Origin of the sequence: Arcobacter iocasae (assembly GCF_042214795.1) — a bacterium.
Classification (GTDB): domain Bacteria; phylum Campylobacterota; class Campylobacteria; order Campylobacterales; family Arcobacteraceae; genus Arcobacter; species Arcobacter iocasae.
Map to the genome: position 1 here is coordinate 2,878,439 of NZ_CP090177.1, position 17,549 is coordinate 2,895,987.

Below are 17,549 nucleotides of genomic sequence, written 5' to 3' on the forward strand. Positions count from 1 at the left end.
AATATGAATTTTACAAATACAAAACCAAAAGTTTATTTTAAAACCTTTGGTTGCAGAACAAATGTTTTCGATACTCAAGTTATGATGAGTAATCTAAAAGATTTTGAAATAACACAAGATGAAAAGAGTGCAAATGTAGTTGTTATCAACTCTTGTACAGTTACAAATAGTGCAGATAGTACAGCACGAGGTTATATAAACTCACTAAATAAACTTCCAAATAAACCAAGAGTTGTTTTCACAGGTTGTGGAGTTTGGACAAAGGGTGAGACTTTGTTTAAAGAAGACAAAGTTGATTCTTTATTTGGGCATAGTGAAAAAGAAAATATCAATGAACTTCTTAAAAATGAAGAACGATTTTTCAATGCTGGTGATTTAGAACATATTGATGAAACTATTGTTGAAGAGTTTGTAGGAAAAAGTAGAGCATTTATCAAAATACAAGAGGGATGTGACTTTAGATGTTCTTATTGTATCATTCCTTATGTAAGAGGAGATGCAAGAAGTTATAGTGAAGATAAAATCTTAGAACAAATTACAACACTTGCTAGTAATGGCTTTGGAGAGTTTATTCTAACTGGTACAAATGTTGGTTCTTATGGTAAGAAAAAGCATACTTCTTTAGCAAAACTTCTTAAAAAAATCTCTTTAATCAAAGGTGTTAGAAGAATTAGAATGGGAAGTATAGAGCCTATTCAAATAGATGATGAATTTAAAGAAATAATTGATGAGCCATTTATGGCAAGACATCTACATATAGCACTTCAACATACTTCTAAAAAGATGCTGGAAATCATGAATAGAAGAAATAAAGTATTAAGTGACCTAGAACTTTTTGAATTTCTAAAAGATAAAGGTTATGCTCTTGGAACAGATTTTATAGTAGGGCATCCTGGTGAAACAGATGAGTTGTGGAAAGAAGCAATTGAAAACTTGCATAGATTCCCCCTTACTCATGTACATGCATTTACTTACTCAAAAAGAGATGGAACTCCAAGTGCAACTATGAGAGAGCAAGTAAAAGGTGATATTGCAAAAGCTAGATATAATGAACTTGTTTCAATCATAGATGAGAAAAATTATAATTTTAGAAAAAACAATAAAACTACTTTAGAAGTATTAATTGAGCAAGAAAAAAATGGAAAATATATAGGACTAGATCAATATTTTAATCAAATAGAAATCCAAAGTAATGCTGACTTGGTTGGAGATTGGGTTTTTATAGAGAATTATGAAGCAAAGGATAAAATCAATGTTGCAAAATTCTAATGACATGAAGAATAATAGAGATAAGAACTTAAAACTCATGCTTTTATCAGGTATAGCGTTAGTTGTACTATTTTTTTATACTATTTACAAAAGTTCATCATATATCCAAACTAGTACTTATAGTTTTGGTTTAGTTTTTATTGTATTTCTTTTGATTTTTGCAGTAGTTGCAAGATTAAAAAGAGATAAGATACAAGAATTTATCAATAGAAATAAAGTAAAAAATTCAATATTTGCTCAAGAACTTGAAAAAAGAAAAGCGGTGAATGAAGAAGTTCCAGATGAAGAGAGTTCTCATATTGAAGCTGTAAAACCAAATACTACATTTAAAGATGTAGCAGGTATTGCACAAGTAAAAGAAGAACTTGAAGAGATAGTTGAATTTTTGCATAATCCTAAAAAATATTTTAAATATGGAGTTAAATTACCAAAAGGTGTTTTACTTTATGGACCTCCAGGTGTAGGTAAAACTTTGATTGCAAGGGCAGTTGCAGGTGAAGCAAATGTTCCATTTTTTTATCAAAGTGGTGCAAGTTTTGTACAAATATATGTGGGAATGGGTGCAAAAAAAGTTCGTGAACTTTTTGCTAAAGCCAAAGTAAATGCTCCATCTATTATATTCATTGATGAAATTGATGCTATTGGAAAAGAGCGAGGTGGAAAATCAAATGATGAGAGAGAATCAACACTAAATGAACTTCTAACTCAAATGGATGGTTTCGAAGGTGATAATGGTGTAATCGTAATAGCAGCAACTAATAAAATAGAAGTACTTGATGATGCACTTTTAAGAGCTGGAAGATTTGATAGAAGGGTTAAAATCACACTTCCAAATATAAATGATAGAAGAGAAATTTTAGAATTATATTTAAAATCAATAAAACATAATATTGATATAGAAACTCTTACAACTAATCTTTCTGGATTTTCATCTTCTTCTATTTCAACACTTATCAATGAAGCTATGTTATATATGATAAAGTTAAATGATAAAGTTCTTGAAAAAAAGCATATAGAAATCGCAAAAAATAAATTAGAATTTGGTAAAAAAGAGAATTTTATTTTATCAAATAATGAAAAAGAGATATTATCTATTTATCAAGCTTCAAAAGCTTTTATTACTAAACAAAAGGTTTCACTATTTGATGAAAATAGTACGAAACTAAATAGCGTATTCCCTTCAAAAAATCAGCTTAAAAATGAGCTTAAAAAATATTTAGCTGGAAGTATTGGAATTGAAGTACTAAAAGATGAGCAATATGCTATTTTTGAAGAGGATTTAGAAAAAGCGAATAAATTAGCAAAAGAGATGGTTGAAAAATTTGCAATGGCTAGAGAAAGTAAAGAGCTAATTGATCAGACGAAAGTTGAATTAAAAACTATTTTTGATGAAAATTATGCGGAAATAACTAGATTGTCAAAAATTATGATAGAAAATGAAGTAATAGAAGAAAATGAAATCTAATTACTTCAGTGGTTTTTGTTTAAATAATGAAAAAGAACTCTTTTGTGAATATTTAATAGAAAATGATTTTACACTTTCTGGCTTTTCATATGGAGCTATAAAGGTATTTGAAGAAGCTTTAAATAGTGACAAAAGAATTAATTTAATTCAACTCTTTTCTCCTGCATTTTTTCAAACTCAAAATGAAAAATTTGTAAGAATGCAATTAATGTTTTTCAAAAAAGATGCAAAGAATTATTGTGAAAACTTTTTAAAAAATATATCTTATCCTTCAAGTATTGATGTCTCAAAGTATTTTAAAGAAGGTTCCTTTGAAGAGTTACAAACTCTTTTAACTTATAAGTGGGATGAAGAGAAAATAAATCAGCTTTTAAAAAAAGGAACTAAAATAGAAGTTTATTTAGGTAAAGAAGATAAAATCATAGACTCAAAAAAAGCCTATGAGTTTTTTAAAGATTTTTCAACTGTTTATTTTATGAAAAATCATGGACATATTTTAAAAGGAATTTTATGAAAATAAGAATTGGAATAATAACTGCAAGTGATAGAGCAAGCCAAGGTGTATATGAAGATTTATCAGGTAAAGCTATTATTGATACATTAAATGATTACTTAACTAGCAAATGGGAACCAGTATACAAATGTATTGAAGATAACCAAGAAACAATAGAAAATACCTTAAAAGACCTAGTTGATAATGAAAATTGTTGTTTAGTAGTAACTACTGGTGGAACAGGACCTGCAAAAAGAGATGTGACCCCAGAAGCTACAGAAAATGTATGCGATAGAATGATGCCAGGCTTTGGTGAACTTATGCGTGCAGAGTCTTTAAAGTTTGTACCAACAGCTATTTTATCTAGACAAACAGCAGGATTAAGAGGAAGTTCTTTGATTGTAAATCTTCCCGGAAAGCCTAAATCTATAAGAGAGTGTTTAGATGCAGTTTTCCCAGCAATTCCATATTGTATTGATTTGATGGAAGGACCTTTTTTAGAGTGTAATGAAGAGGTTATTAAACCATTTAGACCAAAACAAAAATAAGTTATATAGGAAATAAATTGAAAAAAATCATTATAACAATTGCATTATCAGTAATTTTCTTTTATCTTTTAAGTTTTTACTTTTCAACTCAACATGCAACTTTAATCTCTATAATATTTTTACTCGTAGTATTATGGTCAAATGAGGGCTTAGCTTTAGGGGTTGTATCCTTATTGCCTATTTTACTTTTCCCTACTTTTGATATATTAAGCACCAATGAAACAGCCTCTAATTATTCAAAATCAATAATTTTTCTCTTCTTAGGTGGTTTTATGATAGCCATTGCTACTCAAAAAACAGAGTTGCATAAGTATATTTCAAATAAACTTTTAACGCTATTTCCTAATACACCAAGGGGAATTATCTTCTCACTTGCTATTACTTCAGCATGTTTGAGTTCACTTATTTCAAATACTACAACTGCACTTTTACTAATTCCAATTGCTATATATCTAAGTGATGATGCAAAAGTTAGACTTAGATTTGTATTATCAATTGCATATGGAGCAAGTATTGGAGGAATAGTTACGCCAATAGGAACTCCACCAAATCTTATTCTTTTAGGTTTTATGGAACAACATCATATCGAAGCAATTCCTTTTGTTAAATGGATAGTATTAACAGCTCCATTAGCAATGGCAATGTTAATAGTTATTCCATATATTTTATCTTTGGGTTTAAAAAATTCGGTTATTGATGCTAGTTTACATGAAATTAAACCCTTAACTAGTGACCAAAAGAGATTGATATATATTCTTGGATCTTTAATTGTTTTATTATTTGTAAATTCAAAAATAGAACCTTATTATATGGGATTAGGTCTAAATGAAAAAGGAATACTTCTTGGATATGGTTTATTGATGTTTTTACCAAGAATTGGTTTTTTAACTTGGGATGATACTGTAAAAGTTCCATATGAAATTATGTTTTTATTTGGTGCAGGTTTTTCTATTGCTATGGCATTTTCAAAAACAGGTTTAGCTGATGTAATCGCACATCATTTATTATCCTTAACAGGATTACCAGTCGTGTTACTTATACTTTTAGTAGCTGCTTTAGTTACTTTTACTACAGAGATTACATCAAATACTGCTTTAATATCTGTTGTTCTTCCTATTCTTTATTCCCTTGGTAATGTGGGAGGGGTTGATTTATCACTAATTTTATTTGTTGCAACTATTTGTGCTTCTTATGCCTTTATGTTGCCAATTGCCACGCCACCAAATGCTATAGCCATGAGTAGTGGAGTTGTCAAAGTAAGTGATATGGCAAAATATGGATTGGTTTTTAATATTTTAGGTATAGTTTTTATAACAATTATTGCAATGGTTTATTGGCAATATAGTATATAGCTTTACAATTAATTAACAATGATATGTTAATATCTATAAAATTTAGGAGAATAGAATGAAAAAGATTTTTAAATTGATGTTTTTATTTAGTATGTTAATTTCCTTGAATGCCTTTGCATCAACAGAATTAAGTAAAAGTGAGGTAAATGAATTAGGAAAGCTTCCAATATTTTTTGGATCGGGGATGAAAGTATTAAAAGCTTATAAAGAAGATAATTTTTACCTTTTAAGAGTAAATATTCAAGAAAATATTCAAGAGTTAGTTTTAACTGCTGATAAGAAATATTTAATTGCAGGTAAAATTTATAATGTTGTGTCTGGTGAACAAGTTTCAATTCCTAATGATGTATCAATTTTAAAAGACAAAGAAGTTTTAACTTATGGTACAGGTAATGATGTTTATTATTTATTTACAGATCCAGAATGTCCATATTGTAAAAAGTTTGAGTCATATTTTGATCAAATTAAAAATGATGTTCAGTTTAAAATTTTCTTTTTCCCATTGAGTTTTCATAAAAATGCAATACCTTTATCTAAATATATTTTATCATTTAAATCAAATGAAGATAGAGTAAAGGCACTATTAAGCGTGACACCTGAAACAAAAGTGTATTTAGATAAAACTTATACTAAAGCACAAGATGAAGCTTTAACAAATGTTATTGATGCTCAAATGAAATTAGGTGAGAAACTAGGTGTAAGAGGAACTCCAACACTATATGATATACATGGTAAAGCACTTTCATGGGTAAAAGTTTTAGAAAGATATGGGGTAGAAGTTAAATAATATATGCAAGAGATATTTAAAAAACTAGATTTAGAAGAGTATTTATTAAAATTCTCAAAACTATTGGCAAGAGAAAAGCCAATTGTTTTGGAAGGTGATATAAACTTACACTATAGACTCATAAATGAGTTGAGTAAATTTGATTTAAAAGAGCCAGAAAAAGTTGCAAACCTTGATGAAAAAATTGTTCATATCCAAAAACAAGGTACTTTAAGAGTTGAAGATGTTTATGAGTTTATAAAGATAATAAAATATTTTCTTTATTTAAAAAGATTTACTTTTGAGGGAAAACTTGGCGAATGGCTAGATAAAGTATTAATACCAAATGATGTTGAAAAAATAGTTGATTTTTTTGATTCAAAAGGTAATTTCAAAGATGGAATTGATAAAGATTTAGACATGATAAAAGATGCCCTTTATAGAAATAAAGAATCTATAAAACAAGCACTTCATAAATCTATAAATAATAGTAAATTAAGACCATATTTAGTTGATTCACAAGTACATTATGTAAACTCTGAGGAGACATTACTTGTGCGTGGTGGTTTTAATAATATTATAAAAGCAACTGTTGTGCATAGATCTAATTCTGGATTTTTTTATATTTTGCCACATTCAATTTCTGAACTTAAACAAAAAGAGTCAGACCTTAAAAATAAACAAGAAGAAGTTTTACTAAAAGTTTGTAAGAGCATATCTTCAACTTTTGAAAAGAACTTACTATTTTTAAAATTTATAAATAAAGAGTTTGATAGAATTGATCACTATTTAGCAAGATTATTTTTTGCAAAAATTGATGATAAGAATTTTATTATTCCTTCAAAAAATGGAAAAAATATTTTAAAAGAGTTTGTTCATCCTGCCCTTCATGGTGGAAAGCCTATTTCTATTGATTTTTCAAAATCTGTTATTATGATAACAGGGGTAAATGCAGGTGGAAAGACTATGATGCTTAAATCAATTCTTTCAGCTGTTTTATTGTCTAAGTATTTGATACCTTATAGAGCAAGTCAAGACTCTTCTATAGGGTATTTTAAAAATGCCTTGGCAGTTTTAGATGACCCTCAAAGTGTCAAAAATGATATTTCTACTTTTGCTGGGCGAATGGTGGAATTTTCTAAATTATTTACTCAAAGAGATGTAATAGTTGGAGTTGATGAAATAGAACTTGGAACTGACTCAGATGAAGCAGCTAGTTTGTTTAAAGTAATTATTGAAGAACTAATAGATAAAAACATAAAAATCATCATCACAACTCACCATAAAAGACTGGCAGCTCTTATGGCTGCTAATGAAAAAGTTGAACTAATAGCAGCTATTTATGATGAAGCGAACCAAAGACCAACCTATGACTTCTTACAAGGTACAATAGGGCGTTCGTATGCCTTTGAAACTGCACAAAGATATGGAATACCTATCAATGTTGTTAAAAAAGCAAAAGAAGTCTATGGTGATGACCAAGATAGATTAAATGAACTAATTGAACGAAGTAGTGCTTTAGAGATGGAGTACCAACAAAAAATAGCTAAATTAGATATTGAAATTGATACACACCAAAAACTAAATAAAAATCTAAAAGAAGCAAAACAAGAACTTGATGACCATATAAATGATGAAAAATCAAAACTTCACAAAGAGTATAAAGATGCAAGAGATGAAGCTAAAAAAGCTATAAAAGCTAAGATATATCAAGAGTCTCATCAACATTTAAATATAGCTCATAAAAAAGTAAAAGAGATAACAGTAGAAAAAGTAGAAGAGAATTATAACTTTAAAGAAAAAGATAGGGTTAAATATAAAAGCTCAAAAGGTGAGATAATATCTGTAAGGGGCAAAAAAGCTTTAATTCTTACCGACGCTGGAATGAGATTGCATGTTAATGTAGATGAATTAAGACCGTCAGGAAATGAAGTTAAACCAAAAGTAAAAAGAAAGACTACAATAAGTGTAGAAAAACCTCAAGGTGGACATGTAAATATTGATTTACATGGTTTAAGAGGTGATGAAGCTGTTGAAAAACTTGATAAGTTTATTTCTGATTGTTTGATCTCTGGCTTTGATGAAGTATTAGTTTACCATGGAATTGGTACTGGAAAATTATCTAAAATAGTAAAAGACTTTTTAATCAAACATCCAAATGTAAAATCATTTACTGATGCCCATCCAAGTCAAGGTGGATTTGGAGCTAAGGTTGTAAAATTATAGAAAAGGTAATAGGCATGGATAAAGAACTTGAGAATATACAAAAGTTTTATGATGTAATAATAGAGTTTTTTGTTAATTATAGTTTCCAATTAATTGGTGCGATAATTATTTTTCTTTTAGGTTGGTATGTTGCAAATAAAGTTTCTGCTTTTATAAAACGGATATGCGATAAAAATGAACTTGATGTTACACTAACTAAATTTATTGTAAATATTATCAAATTTTCCATCATCATTGGGGTGGGAATAGTTGCTGTTGGAAAACTTGGAATTACTCTTACTCCTTTTATAGCTGGTATTGGTGCTGCTTCCCTTGGTGCTGGTTTGGCCTTACAAGGAACACTTTCAAACTATGGAGCAGGGCTTTCTATTATTATAGGTCGTCCTTTCATTGTAGGAAATACTATTAGTGTTGATGGAGTTTTTGGAGTAGTAGAAGAAATAAGACTTGCACATACTATTTTATCAACTGAAGATGGTGAGCAAATAACAATTCCAAATAAACATATTATTGGTGAAATATTAGTTAACTCTTTTGAGTATAGAATTGTTGAAACTATTGTTGGTATTGATTATAATTCTAAACCTGAAGAGGCAATTTCTCTTATTGAAAATATATTAAATAAATTTGATGCAGAAATTATTTCAAAAGAGGCTAAAGCTCAAGTTGGTATAAAAGAGTTTGGTGATTTTTCCATAAATATAGAGTTAAGATATTGGGCTCATACTAAACATTTTTTTGAGACTCAATACAAAGTAAATCTTGCTATTTTTAATGCTTTAAAAGAAAACAATATCAATATTCCCTTCCCAACTTATACTATTAAGAAGTAGGTTTAACTACTTCTTTTTTATATCTATTGCTAGAGGAAACTCAACATATTTTGCTTTTTTGTTATCTAAGATTTTTATTTCAGGATTTATAAATAGCCTATTATCTGTAATCTTGTGCTGTTCTAAAAGATATTTTTTAATTGATGATATTCTACTATTTGCTAAGTTTTCTAATTCTTCTTTTGTAATATCTATTTTTGGTAACATAAGTGTTTTTATTTTAGATATATAAGATGTTTTATCAAGAATCATTTTATCTTTTTCTTTTATCATTGATTTTGCTTTTAATTCTTTAAGTGAAACTTTACCATTGTATATAGATTCTAAAGCCAATAAGTATTTATCACCATCTTTGATAGTTTTACTTTTTTTAGAGATTAACTCTTCTAATTTTATATCTTGTAAAGCAATTTTATCTTTAATCTTATCATATGCAGGCTCAACTTTTAAAGCAAGATTTGGTCTTTTTATAAAAGCTTTAGCGATATTATCTAAAGTCTCTTTTTCTGAGTCAATTAAGTTACTTTCCCCATAAACAAATTCAACCTTTTTTATAGAATCTTCACTAACACCTAAAATTGAGGCTAAAAGTGAAAAAGGAGAAGCAACTGATTTGATAATAAGATTTGTAAATACTTTCCAAATTATTGGGGCTACAGAAAACTGTGGGTCATCTAGATTTCCACTAATTGGTAAATCAATATCAATAATTCCATCAGAATCTTCTAATAAAGCAATACCAAGTTCTAAAGGTAGATTTGAACCTTTGTTTTTATCAATCATTTTCCCAAGTTCAATTTTATCGATTATGACGCTATTTTGAGCTTTCAAGTTCGATTTTGTGATATTGTAGTGCAAGTTTAAATTCAATTTTCCTTGTTTTACTTCCCTTCCAACAAACTTATCTGAATAGGGAGTAAAATTTTTCATAGCTATATTTTTAAAAATAAGATTTACATCTGTAAGTATTTTTATATCATCCAAATTTACAACTCCTGTAATCTTTGTATATCCATATTCATCAATTTTACCTACAAGCTTCAATTCAGTAGGTTTTGAACTTTTTGAGTTAAGTTCTGAGAAATTACCATTTAGTTTTGTAATGTTAGTTTTAAAAGGTACATTTAGGTTTTTGTCTTCAAATAATAATTGAGCATTTTTAATATTTACAGGACCTATATCTAAAATGGTAGTTGATTTTTCATTTTTTGTATTTGTTTTTTTTGTCTCTTTTTCTACTAGTTTCTCATTACTATTTTCACTTTTTCCTAATATTATTGAAGCATATGGATTTGGAATATCTACACTTGATAATTTGATTTTGTCATTATCTTTTATAAAATTATGTAGATTTATTTCTATATCTTTAGTTTCAATTTTTGTGTTAGCTGATTTGTTATTTATTTTTATATTTTTTGTTCCAATAGTTGATTCATCAACAGTTATATTATTATCCATGATAGATAGTTTTTTTAACAATACATTTATATCTTTAGCATCTATTGTACTTTCATTTTTTAAATCATCATATGAAAAATTAGAATTATTTAGTGCAAAAGAATTTAAATCAATAAACCATGGTTTATTACTTGTATCTTCTTTTTTCTCAATATTATTTTTAGGGCTATTTGAAATATTGATTAAATTATCAATATTTAATTTATTATCTTTAGATGAAGATATATTTACAAATAGCTTATTTAAAGCTATGTTATCGATACTTATTTTTTGTTTTAAATAGTCAAGATGTAAGTTATTAAGTTCGAGGCTTTTTAGTCCTGCTAGTGTCTCTTGATTTTTAACAATATTTAAATTTCTTAATTCAAGGGTTGCTTTATCTATGTAAAGTTCTATATCTTTAGTTGTATCAAGTTTATATCCTAACTTTAAATTTAAAGTTGGATTATCAATAGTGAAGTTTAATAAATCTTTTGAATATCCTAAATACTCATTGGCATGAAGATTTTCAAGTTTGATATTTCCATACATCTTAAAAGGTATAAGTCTTAATCCTCCCTCAATGAATAGTTTTGTATCTTTATTTATAATTGTATTAAGACTATGTGAGGCTAAAGCGTTTTTAAAAGTACCCAAGTCATAAAAAGTATAGTTGAAGTTGTTTATATTTGTTGTAGTTTTTTTTGAATTAAATATTTGAGTAAAAAGAAAATTTCCATTTATAATTTGAATCTTTGTGATTTTAAATGCTGGAATAGAAGATTTTCCATCTGTTGATTTTTCTTCAGGTTTCACTTCTTGTTGTTTCATAATAGATGCTAAATTAATATTACCATTTTCATCTTGGACAATATTTACATAAGGTTTTATTAGATTTACTTTCTTAAAGCTAATATGATATTCATGAATTGACTTTAAAAGGGAAAAGTCAATTTCAAAGCTTTTAAATCCTACTAATTTCTCATCTTTATTTGATATAGAAAAACCATCAAGTTTTAAATCCAAAGTATATGGATTGAAACTTACTTTTTCTAACTTGCTTTTATAAATGAGTAAATTATCAAGATTTTTGATTATTTGGTCTTTTGCAATATAAGGTATTAAAAAGAAACCTAAGAGAGAATAAATAACAAAAAAAGATAATAAAATTTTGATAAAAAGGTTATTTTTCATAGGAAACTCCAAATAATTAATTAATTTATTATAGCAAAATAAATCACAAATTTGTTACAATACCCTTTTTAAAGGAATTAGATGAATATTATAGAATTATTTCAAAAATTATTAAGATTTAAATCACTTACCCCTTATGATGATGGAGCTTTTGATTTTATAGAAGAGTATTTAGGTAAGGATTGGACTTGTATAAAATTAGATATAAATGGCACAAAGAATAGATTTTATTATAAAAAATTCAATGATAAAAAACAGCACTTATGTTTCGCAGGACATATTGATGTAGTACCTGTAGGACAAGGTTGGGAGATAGACCCATTTGCAGCTGAAGTTATAGATGGAGTAATAAGTGCAAGAGGTGCCCAAGATATGAAAAGTGGTGATGCAGCTTTTTTATATGCTTGTAAACACGCCAAAAATTTTGATGGAACACTTTCTATCCTTATGACAAGTGATGAAGAGGGTGAAGGAACTTACGGAACTATCAAAATGCTTGAACACCTAAAAGAGATAGACTTTATACCAAATTATGCAGTTGTAGCAGAACCTACTTGTGAAGATGTTTTTGGTGATGCTATAAAAGTAGGGCGAAGAGGAAGTATAAATGGATATATTACTATAAAAGGTAAACAAGGTCATGCTGCTTATCCTGAGAAGTGTATCAATCCTGTACACAACTTTGCAGAGATTTTACCAAAATTAGCAGGGCATAACTTAGATGATGGTGATGAATATTTTGCCCCATCAAAGATGGTAATAACAGATATAAGAGGTGGTATGGAAGTTACAAATGTAACACCAAATGAACTAAAACTTATGTTCAATGTAAGAAATTCAACAAATACTACAAGAGAGTCTGTAGAAGAGTTTATACATGAAAATCTAAAAGGTTTAGACTACGAGTTTAGAACTACACAAGGTTCATTCCCCTTTGTGACAAACAAAGAATCAAAAGTAGTCAAAGCTATGGAAAACTCTATAAAAGAGGTTTTAGGAGTAACTACAAAACACTCAACCCATGGAGGAACAAGTGACGCTAGATATTTTGGAGCCTTTGGTATAGAAGCCATAGAATTTGGAGTTATAAATGATACTATTCATAGTATTGGTGAGAGAACAACAGTTAAAGAAGTAGAAGGTTTAACTGCTGTTTATGAGGATTTGATTAAGAATTTTTAAGGAAAAAATTTATTCAAATTATTTTAGTTAGGTATGATAAATACGAAATATTATCTAGTATAGAAAGTAAATGTTAGTTTGTGAAAAATAAAAAATAAAAAATAAAATAGAAATAATTGAAAGTAAATAATGAAAGAGAAGTCGTTTAAAGAAATACATTGTAAAACTGCAAATGAATTATGGGAGTTATTAAGTCCAACTAATAAATTATTTGATGATCCTTGTAAACTAATTTATCGAGGGCAGTCTAATTCAAAGTGGGGATTGGTACCTTCTGTTTTAAGAAAGAATAAGAATAATCAACTTATGAAATTATTTAAAGAAGAATCTCCTGCAGATTTTCAAATTTTTAATGAATTATCTATTTTAAATAAATTTGTAGAGTACTGTGATAATTTAGGTATAAAAATTCCAAATGATTCAATAAATTTTAGACAGAATAATCTCAATACAAATAATATAGATAAGTATTTGCGTAATCCATCTTTATGGCCTAACGAAGAAATATTTGAATTAATGGCAATGGCTCAACATCATTCTGTTCCTACAAGATTATTAGATTGGACTGAATCTCCATATGTTGCTATGTATTTTGCAGTATCTTCAGCATTTTATAGATATATAGAACTTTTAGAAAAAGAAGGACTTAAAGGTGATGAAAAGATAGCAATTTGGGTATTAAATTTAGAACTTAAAAATTTATACGATTTTAAAACTTTGTATGTTCCTAGAAGTTCCTCACTTAATATGTCTTCTCAAAAAGGTTTATTTACTGTTCATCCTCATAATGGCAATAGAGGTGAAAGTTTTGTTGTAAAAGGATTAGAAAATATATTTTCGATTTTATCAAATACTCCTTTACTAAAAATAACTTTACCAATAGATGAAGTTATCAATTTATATGATTTATGCGAAAAAGTAGGAATGACTTCCACTACATTATTTCCAAATACTCAGGGAGTAGAAAAAGGCATTAAAGACACTTTAAATAAATGGTATTTAACAGATAATCTACTTAGATAATATAATCTAATTCAAAAGAATAAAAACAAAAGCTTTAGAAGTAAAATATGTAGATAAAATAGTTGTTGGAAAAACTCTCCTCAATCTAAAAAAGCGATTCAAAATGCCATTGATTATACTAAATCCGTTCAATAAATTTAAAAATTAAAAAAGAGTTAACAAATAATGAACCTAGAACAAATAGAAGATATATTTATGGCTAAACAATGTGCAACAAAAGATTTTCCTTTTGGTGATGATACTATGGTCTTTAAAGTTATGGATAAGATGTTTGGTCTTATTAGTTTGAAAAAAACTCCACTAAAAATAAATTTGAAATGTGATCCAAATGATGCCATAGCCTATAGAGATATTTATGAGTGTGTAAATCCAGGTTATCATATGAATAAAAAGCATTGGAATACTATAACCTTAGATGGGACTATAAAAGAAGAGATAGTAAAAGATATGGTCAATGAATCATATGATTTAATAGTATCTAAACTAACAAAAAAACAAAGAGAAGAGTTACTTTTTAAATAATTATAAAATGAAAAACGATATACTATCGTATAAATACAAAAGGAAAAAACAATGAACAGTTTACTCTAATTCAAGGGTAAAATTTAACTTATCCTTGATACTAAATATAGATATATCAAGGAATTTATATGCAATATCTAAAAATAAATAATCTTACTTTTAAATACACAAGCAGTGAAATATTTTCAAATCTTAGCTTAAGTTTTGAAAAGGGTTGGAGCTGTTTAGTTGGCTCAAATGGTTCAGGTAAAACCACACTTTTTAAACTCATTGCTAAGAGCTTAAAACCCCAAGAGGGAAGTGTCCTTGGCAATGAATTGGTCTATTATTGTGAACAAGAACTTCATGAAAAACCAAATGGTTTTGAAGAGTTTATTTACATATACAATACAAAAACATTTAAGCTAAAAGAGTTACTTCACATAGAAGAGGAGTGGTTTTATAGGTGGGAAACTCTAAGTTTTGGGGAGCGAAAACGCATACAAATAGCTATTGCTCTTTTTTTAGAGCCCGATGTTTTATTGCTTGATGAACCAAGTAATCATCTGGATATAAAAACAAAAGAGATATTGATAAACAGTTTGAAAAACTTTAAAGGCATTGGTATTTTAATAAGTCATGATAGAGAACTTTTGAACTCTTTGTGCCATAACACAGTTATTATAAAAAATAAAAAAATCTATAACTATAAAACCACTTTCCAAAAGGCAATACAAGAGTTAGATTTATATTTTAACTTTTTGCAAAAAGAGAATGAAAATATAAACAGTAGAGTGAAAAAATTACAAAACAATATTCAAACACAAAAAGAGAAAGTATTCCAATCAAAAAGCAGATTATCAAAAAAAAATATAAATATAAAAGACAAAAGTCTAAAAGAGAAAATAAACTTAGCAAAACTTACAGGAAAAGATAAGTCTGATTCAAAACTTGTGACAAGTTTTTCTAAAAAAGCCCAAGAGTTGTCTTCTAAAAGAAATGAAATAGAAAAAAGTTTTGATAAAGGTATTTCAATAAAAGATGAAAATAGTAAAAAAGAGAAGTTCTCTTTTCTTTTAGAAAAAGGTCAATTACCTTTAGGTGAAAAAAAGATTTTGAAGTATGAAAATCTATCTTTGAATAGAGGTGATAAAATAGCTATAATAGGTGATAATGGTGTAGGTAAAAGCAGTTTTTTGAAGTTAATTATTTCAAAAATAGCACCCCATAAAAGTTATTTATATCTTCCCCAAGAGATAGAAAAAAAACAAAAAGAAAATCTTTTTGAAGCAATAAAGAGTTTAAATAATGAAAAAAAAGGTGAACTTTTTACTCTTATACAAAGGTTATCTTCAAATCCTAAAAATCTTTTAAACAATAAGAATACAAGTCCAGGAGAGCTTAGAAAACTTTTTATTGCAAAGGCTTTATTGGATAATATACAACTTATAATATTAGATGAGCCAACCAATCATATGGATATAGATTCAATACAATCTTTAGAACAAGCCTTAAAAGAGTATCAAAATACTCTAATAGTAGTAAGCCATGATAAAACTTTTACAAAAAATATCAATGCAAGGATTTACTCTATCATAAAAGGTATAGATGATTTTTATGAGTTAAAGGAACGAAATGCAAATAATAAAATATAATGATAAATATAAAAAAGAGATCCCAGAAATTTTTACCAATACCATTCATAAAACATGCAATAAAGAGTATACAAAAGAGCAATTAAACGCTTGGGCGAATTTGCATATTGATTATAAGACTTGGGAAGAAAGATTAAATAAAACAAAACCCTATTTGGCAATACTTGATGAAAAACTTGTAGGATTTGCAGAGTTTTATGATGATTATATCGATTGTTTTTATGTCCACCATGAATATCAAGGTTGTGGCGTAGGGGAAATGCTTATAAATCATATTTTTAAAATATCAAAGGAGAACGAACAAACTCTTTTAAAAGTTGATGCAAGTATCACTGCAAAACCATTTTTTGAGAAGTTTGGTTTTAAAGTATTAAAGAAAAATAGGGTTAAAAGAGGCAATATAGAATTGACTAATTTTACTATGCTATTGTCCCATTGCTGATTTTGTTGCAAAAATCACTATTCCTATAGCAAATAATAAAACCACTAAAAGTGAAATTATCTTATAAAAAGAGAGTTTTAAAGTGATGTTTTCCTTCTTTTTACTTTCAAAGTTATTATATTTTATACAAATATATAATAATACAAATCCCAAAATTGTACTAACAACTTCAATTATAAAAAGTGTTTGAGGCATGGGTATTGGGCTTACAGGAAATATTTTAAATAAATCAGAAATATAAACAGCAATATAACATATTGCAAAGAAAGCTGAGATAATCAAAGAGTACGCTTTATTTTTTATTACTAAATAAGCACCTAGAAAACTTAGAATCCCAAGCGATGTAAGAAAAATATTAAACAAAGTAAGAACAAAAGGAGAATAAGAAGAAAAATCTCTTGTTTCTATAGGACCACCAGGAACTAAGATAGTTAAAAGTATTGATAATAAAATCAATAAAAAAGCTATTATATAGTTAATTCTCATAATTAGTTCCTTAGTATTTAAGTAATAAAATATTGCCATATTTACTATTTAATAACAATAATTTTAAAAGTATTTATAATCTATTTTGAAAGTATAAATAAAGTTAAATAGGGAATTGATAAATTTTAATGTATCAAGGGAAGAAAGTGAAAAATAAATTATATTTTATGTGTGGAAAGATGGCAGCTGGTAAATCTACACTATCAAAAAAATTGGCAGAAGAAAATAACGCAATATTATTGAGTGAAGATGAAATATTAAAAAAGCTTTATCCAAATGAAATAAAAACTATAGAGGATTATATAAAATACTCTAGAAGATTAAAGGATATGATGAAAAATCATATAATAGAATTGTTAAACAAAGGTAATAGTGTTGTATTAGACTTTCCTGCAAATACAATCATTCAAAGGGAGTGGTTTCAGAAAATATTTGAAGAATCACATGTTGACCATATAATGCATTATGTAAAAAGAAGTGATGATATGTGTAAAATGCAATTAAAAAAACGAAATGAAAATCTATCAAAAGATGAGCCATTAATTGATGAATCAACTTTTGATGCTATAACTAAATATTTTCAAGAACCTCAAGAAAATGAAGGTTTTAATATAATATATTGTTAGAAGATTTCATCATTATTTAAATTATAGTATGCTTATACAAAAGGAAAATAC

Annotated in this window: 16 protein-coding genes; 14 read left to right on the plus strand and 2 right to left on the minus strand. The window is 27.4% G+C overall.

Annotation, left to right across the window (positions count from 1 at the left end; all coding sequences use genetic code 11):
* Positions 1–3 precede the first annotated feature (3 nt).
* The 8 genes from mtaB to LXN10_RS14345 are packed head-to-tail and all read left to right on the plus strand — an operon-like array spanning position 4 to position 8,952.
* A complete protein-coding gene (gene mtaB, locus LXN10_RS14310; RefSeq protein WP_375723657.1) occupies positions 4–1,269 on the plus strand; it encodes a tRNA (N(6)-L-threonylcarbamoyladenosine(37)-C(2))-methylthiotransferase MtaB in 1,266 nt (421 codons plus the stop codon).
* On the plus strand, positions 1,253–2,734 hold the full coding sequence (locus LXN10_RS14315; protein WP_375723658.1) for an AAA family ATPase: 1,482 nt from the start codon (positions 1,253–1,255) through the stop codon (positions 2,732–2,734). Before mtaB ends, LXN10_RS14315 begins: the two co-directional genes overlap by 17 nt.
* Positions 2,724–3,248: a pimelyl-ACP methyl ester esterase BioV gene (bioV, locus tag LXN10_RS14320; RefSeq protein ID WP_375723659.1), complete on the plus strand. Its 525-nt coding sequence runs from the start codon at positions 2,724–2,726 to the stop codon at positions 3,246–3,248. The genes LXN10_RS14315 and bioV overlap by 11 nt, the downstream gene beginning before the upstream one ends.
* Positions 3,245–3,775: a molybdopterin adenylyltransferase gene (mog, locus tag LXN10_RS14325; RefSeq protein ID WP_375723660.1), complete on the plus strand. Its 531-nt coding sequence runs from the start codon at positions 3,245–3,247 to the stop codon at positions 3,773–3,775. The genes bioV and mog overlap by 4 nt, the downstream gene beginning before the upstream one ends.
* A gap of 17 nt (positions 3,776–3,792) precedes the next feature.
* Positions 3,793–5,127 carry an SLC13 family permease gene (locus tag LXN10_RS14330; protein WP_375723661.1) on the plus strand — a complete coding sequence of 445 codons (1,335 nt, stop codon included), beginning with the start codon at positions 3,793–3,795 and terminating at the stop codon, positions 5,125–5,127.
* A gap of 55 nt (positions 5,128–5,182) precedes the next feature.
* Positions 5,183–5,914, plus strand: coding sequence for a DsbC family protein (locus LXN10_RS14335; RefSeq protein ID WP_375723662.1), 732 nt, complete (start codon positions 5,183–5,185; stop codon positions 5,912–5,914).
* A 3-nt stretch (positions 5,915–5,917) separates the two neighbouring features.
* Positions 5,918–8,119 (plus strand): endonuclease MutS2, encoded by a 2,202-nt coding sequence (locus LXN10_RS14340; protein WP_375723663.1) that lies wholly within the window; start codon positions 5,918–5,920, stop codon positions 8,117–8,119.
* 14 nt (positions 8,120–8,133) lie between these two features.
* Positions 8,134–8,952 (plus strand): mechanosensitive ion channel family protein, encoded by an 819-nt coding sequence (locus LXN10_RS14345; protein WP_375723664.1) that lies wholly within the window; start codon positions 8,134–8,136, stop codon positions 8,950–8,952.
* 6 nt (positions 8,953–8,958) lie between these two features.
* Here LXN10_RS14345 and LXN10_RS14350 read toward each other — a convergent pair whose 3' ends face one another.
* On the minus strand, positions 8,959–11,583 hold the full coding sequence (locus LXN10_RS14350) for a DUF748 domain-containing protein (RefSeq protein ID WP_375723665.1): 2,625 nt from the start codon (positions 11,581–11,583) through the stop codon (positions 8,959–8,961).
* An 81-nt stretch (positions 11,584–11,664) separates the two neighbouring features.
* Between LXN10_RS14350 and dapE the strand changes: the two genes are divergently transcribed.
* The 5 genes from dapE to LXN10_RS14375 all read left to right on the plus strand — a co-directional run bounded on the left by dapE (position 11,665) and on the right by LXN10_RS14375 (position 16,386).
* Positions 11,665–12,765, plus strand: coding sequence for a succinyl-diaminopimelate desuccinylase (gene dapE / locus LXN10_RS14355; protein ID WP_375723666.1), 1,101 nt, complete (start codon positions 11,665–11,667; stop codon positions 12,763–12,765).
* Positions 12,766–12,894: 129 nt separating this feature from the next.
* Positions 12,895–13,788 carry an FRG domain-containing protein gene (locus tag LXN10_RS14360; RefSeq protein WP_375723667.1) on the plus strand — a complete coding sequence of 298 codons (894 nt, stop codon included), beginning with the start codon at positions 12,895–12,897 and terminating at the stop codon, positions 13,786–13,788.
* Between the two features lie 165 nt (positions 13,789–13,953).
* Complete coding sequence (locus LXN10_RS14365; protein WP_375723668.1) at positions 13,954–14,310, plus strand: MmcQ/YjbR family DNA-binding protein; 357 nt, start codon at positions 13,954–13,956, stop codon at positions 14,308–14,310.
* A gap of 128 nt (positions 14,311–14,438) precedes the next feature.
* Positions 14,439–15,944, plus strand: coding sequence for an ATP-binding cassette domain-containing protein (locus LXN10_RS14370; RefSeq protein WP_375723669.1), 1,506 nt, complete (start codon positions 14,439–14,441; stop codon positions 15,942–15,944).
* Positions 15,925–16,386 (plus strand): GNAT family N-acetyltransferase, encoded by a 462-nt coding sequence (locus tag LXN10_RS14375; RefSeq protein WP_375723670.1) that lies wholly within the window; start codon positions 15,925–15,927, stop codon positions 16,384–16,386. Before LXN10_RS14370 ends, LXN10_RS14375 begins: the two co-directional genes overlap by 20 nt.
* On the opposite strand, the gene LXN10_RS14380 is transcribed toward LXN10_RS14375, so the two are convergent.
* Positions 16,369–16,872: a hypothetical protein gene (locus LXN10_RS14380; RefSeq protein WP_375723671.1), complete on the minus strand. Its 504-nt coding sequence runs from the start codon at positions 16,870–16,872 to the stop codon at positions 16,369–16,371. The two genes, LXN10_RS14375 and LXN10_RS14380, sit on opposite strands and share 18 nt — an antisense overlap.
* 146 nt (positions 16,873–17,018) lie before the next feature.
* Here LXN10_RS14380 and LXN10_RS14385 point away from each other — a divergent pair, with 146 nt between their 5' ends.
* A complete protein-coding gene (locus LXN10_RS14385) occupies positions 17,019–17,498 on the plus strand; it encodes an AAA family ATPase (protein ID WP_375723672.1) in 480 nt (159 codons plus the stop codon).
* Positions 17,499–17,549: the final 51 nt, after the last annotated feature.

Bases quoted from the DNA above. Each gene is read 5' to 3' on its own strand.
- mtaB (WP_375723657.1), top strand. From the start codon at position 4: ATGAATTTTACAAATACAAAACCAAAAGTTTATTTTAAAACCTTTGGT.
- LXN10_RS14315 (WP_375723658.1), top strand. From the start codon at position 1,253: ATGTTGCAAAATTCTAATGACATGAAGAATAATAGAGATAAGAACTTA.
- bioV (WP_375723659.1), top strand. From the start codon at position 2,724: ATGAAATCTAATTACTTCAGTGGTTTTTGTTTAAATAATGAAAAAGAA.
- mog (WP_375723660.1), top strand. From the start codon at position 3,245: ATGAAAATAAGAATTGGAATAATAACTGCAAGTGATAGAGCAAGCCAA.
- LXN10_RS14335 (WP_375723662.1), top strand. From the start codon at position 5,183: ATGAAAAAGATTTTTAAATTGATGTTTTTATTTAGTATGTTAATTTCC.
- LXN10_RS14340 (WP_375723663.1), top strand. From the start codon at position 5,918: ATGCAAGAGATATTTAAAAAACTAGATTTAGAAGAGTATTTATTAAAA.
- LXN10_RS14345 (WP_375723664.1), top strand. From the start codon at position 8,134: ATGGATAAAGAACTTGAGAATATACAAAAGTTTTATGATGTAATAATA.
- LXN10_RS14350 (WP_375723665.1), bottom strand. From the start codon at position 11,583: ATGAAAAATAACCTTTTTATCAAAATTTTATTATCTTTTTTTGTTATT.
- dapE (WP_375723666.1), top strand. From the start codon at position 11,665: ATGAATATTATAGAATTATTTCAAAAATTATTAAGATTTAAATCACTT.
- LXN10_RS14360 (WP_375723667.1), top strand. From the start codon at position 12,895: ATGAAAGAGAAGTCGTTTAAAGAAATACATTGTAAAACTGCAAATGAA.
- LXN10_RS14365 (WP_375723668.1), top strand. From the start codon at position 13,954: ATGAACCTAGAACAAATAGAAGATATATTTATGGCTAAACAATGTGCA.
- LXN10_RS14370 (WP_375723669.1), top strand. From the start codon at position 14,439: ATGCAATATCTAAAAATAAATAATCTTACTTTTAAATACACAAGCAGT.
- LXN10_RS14375 (WP_375723670.1), top strand. From the start codon at position 15,925: ATGCAAATAATAAAATATAATGATAAATATAAAAAAGAGATCCCAGAA.
- LXN10_RS14380 (WP_375723671.1), bottom strand. From the start codon at position 16,872: ATGAGAATTAACTATATAATAGCTTTTTTATTGATTTTATTATCAATA.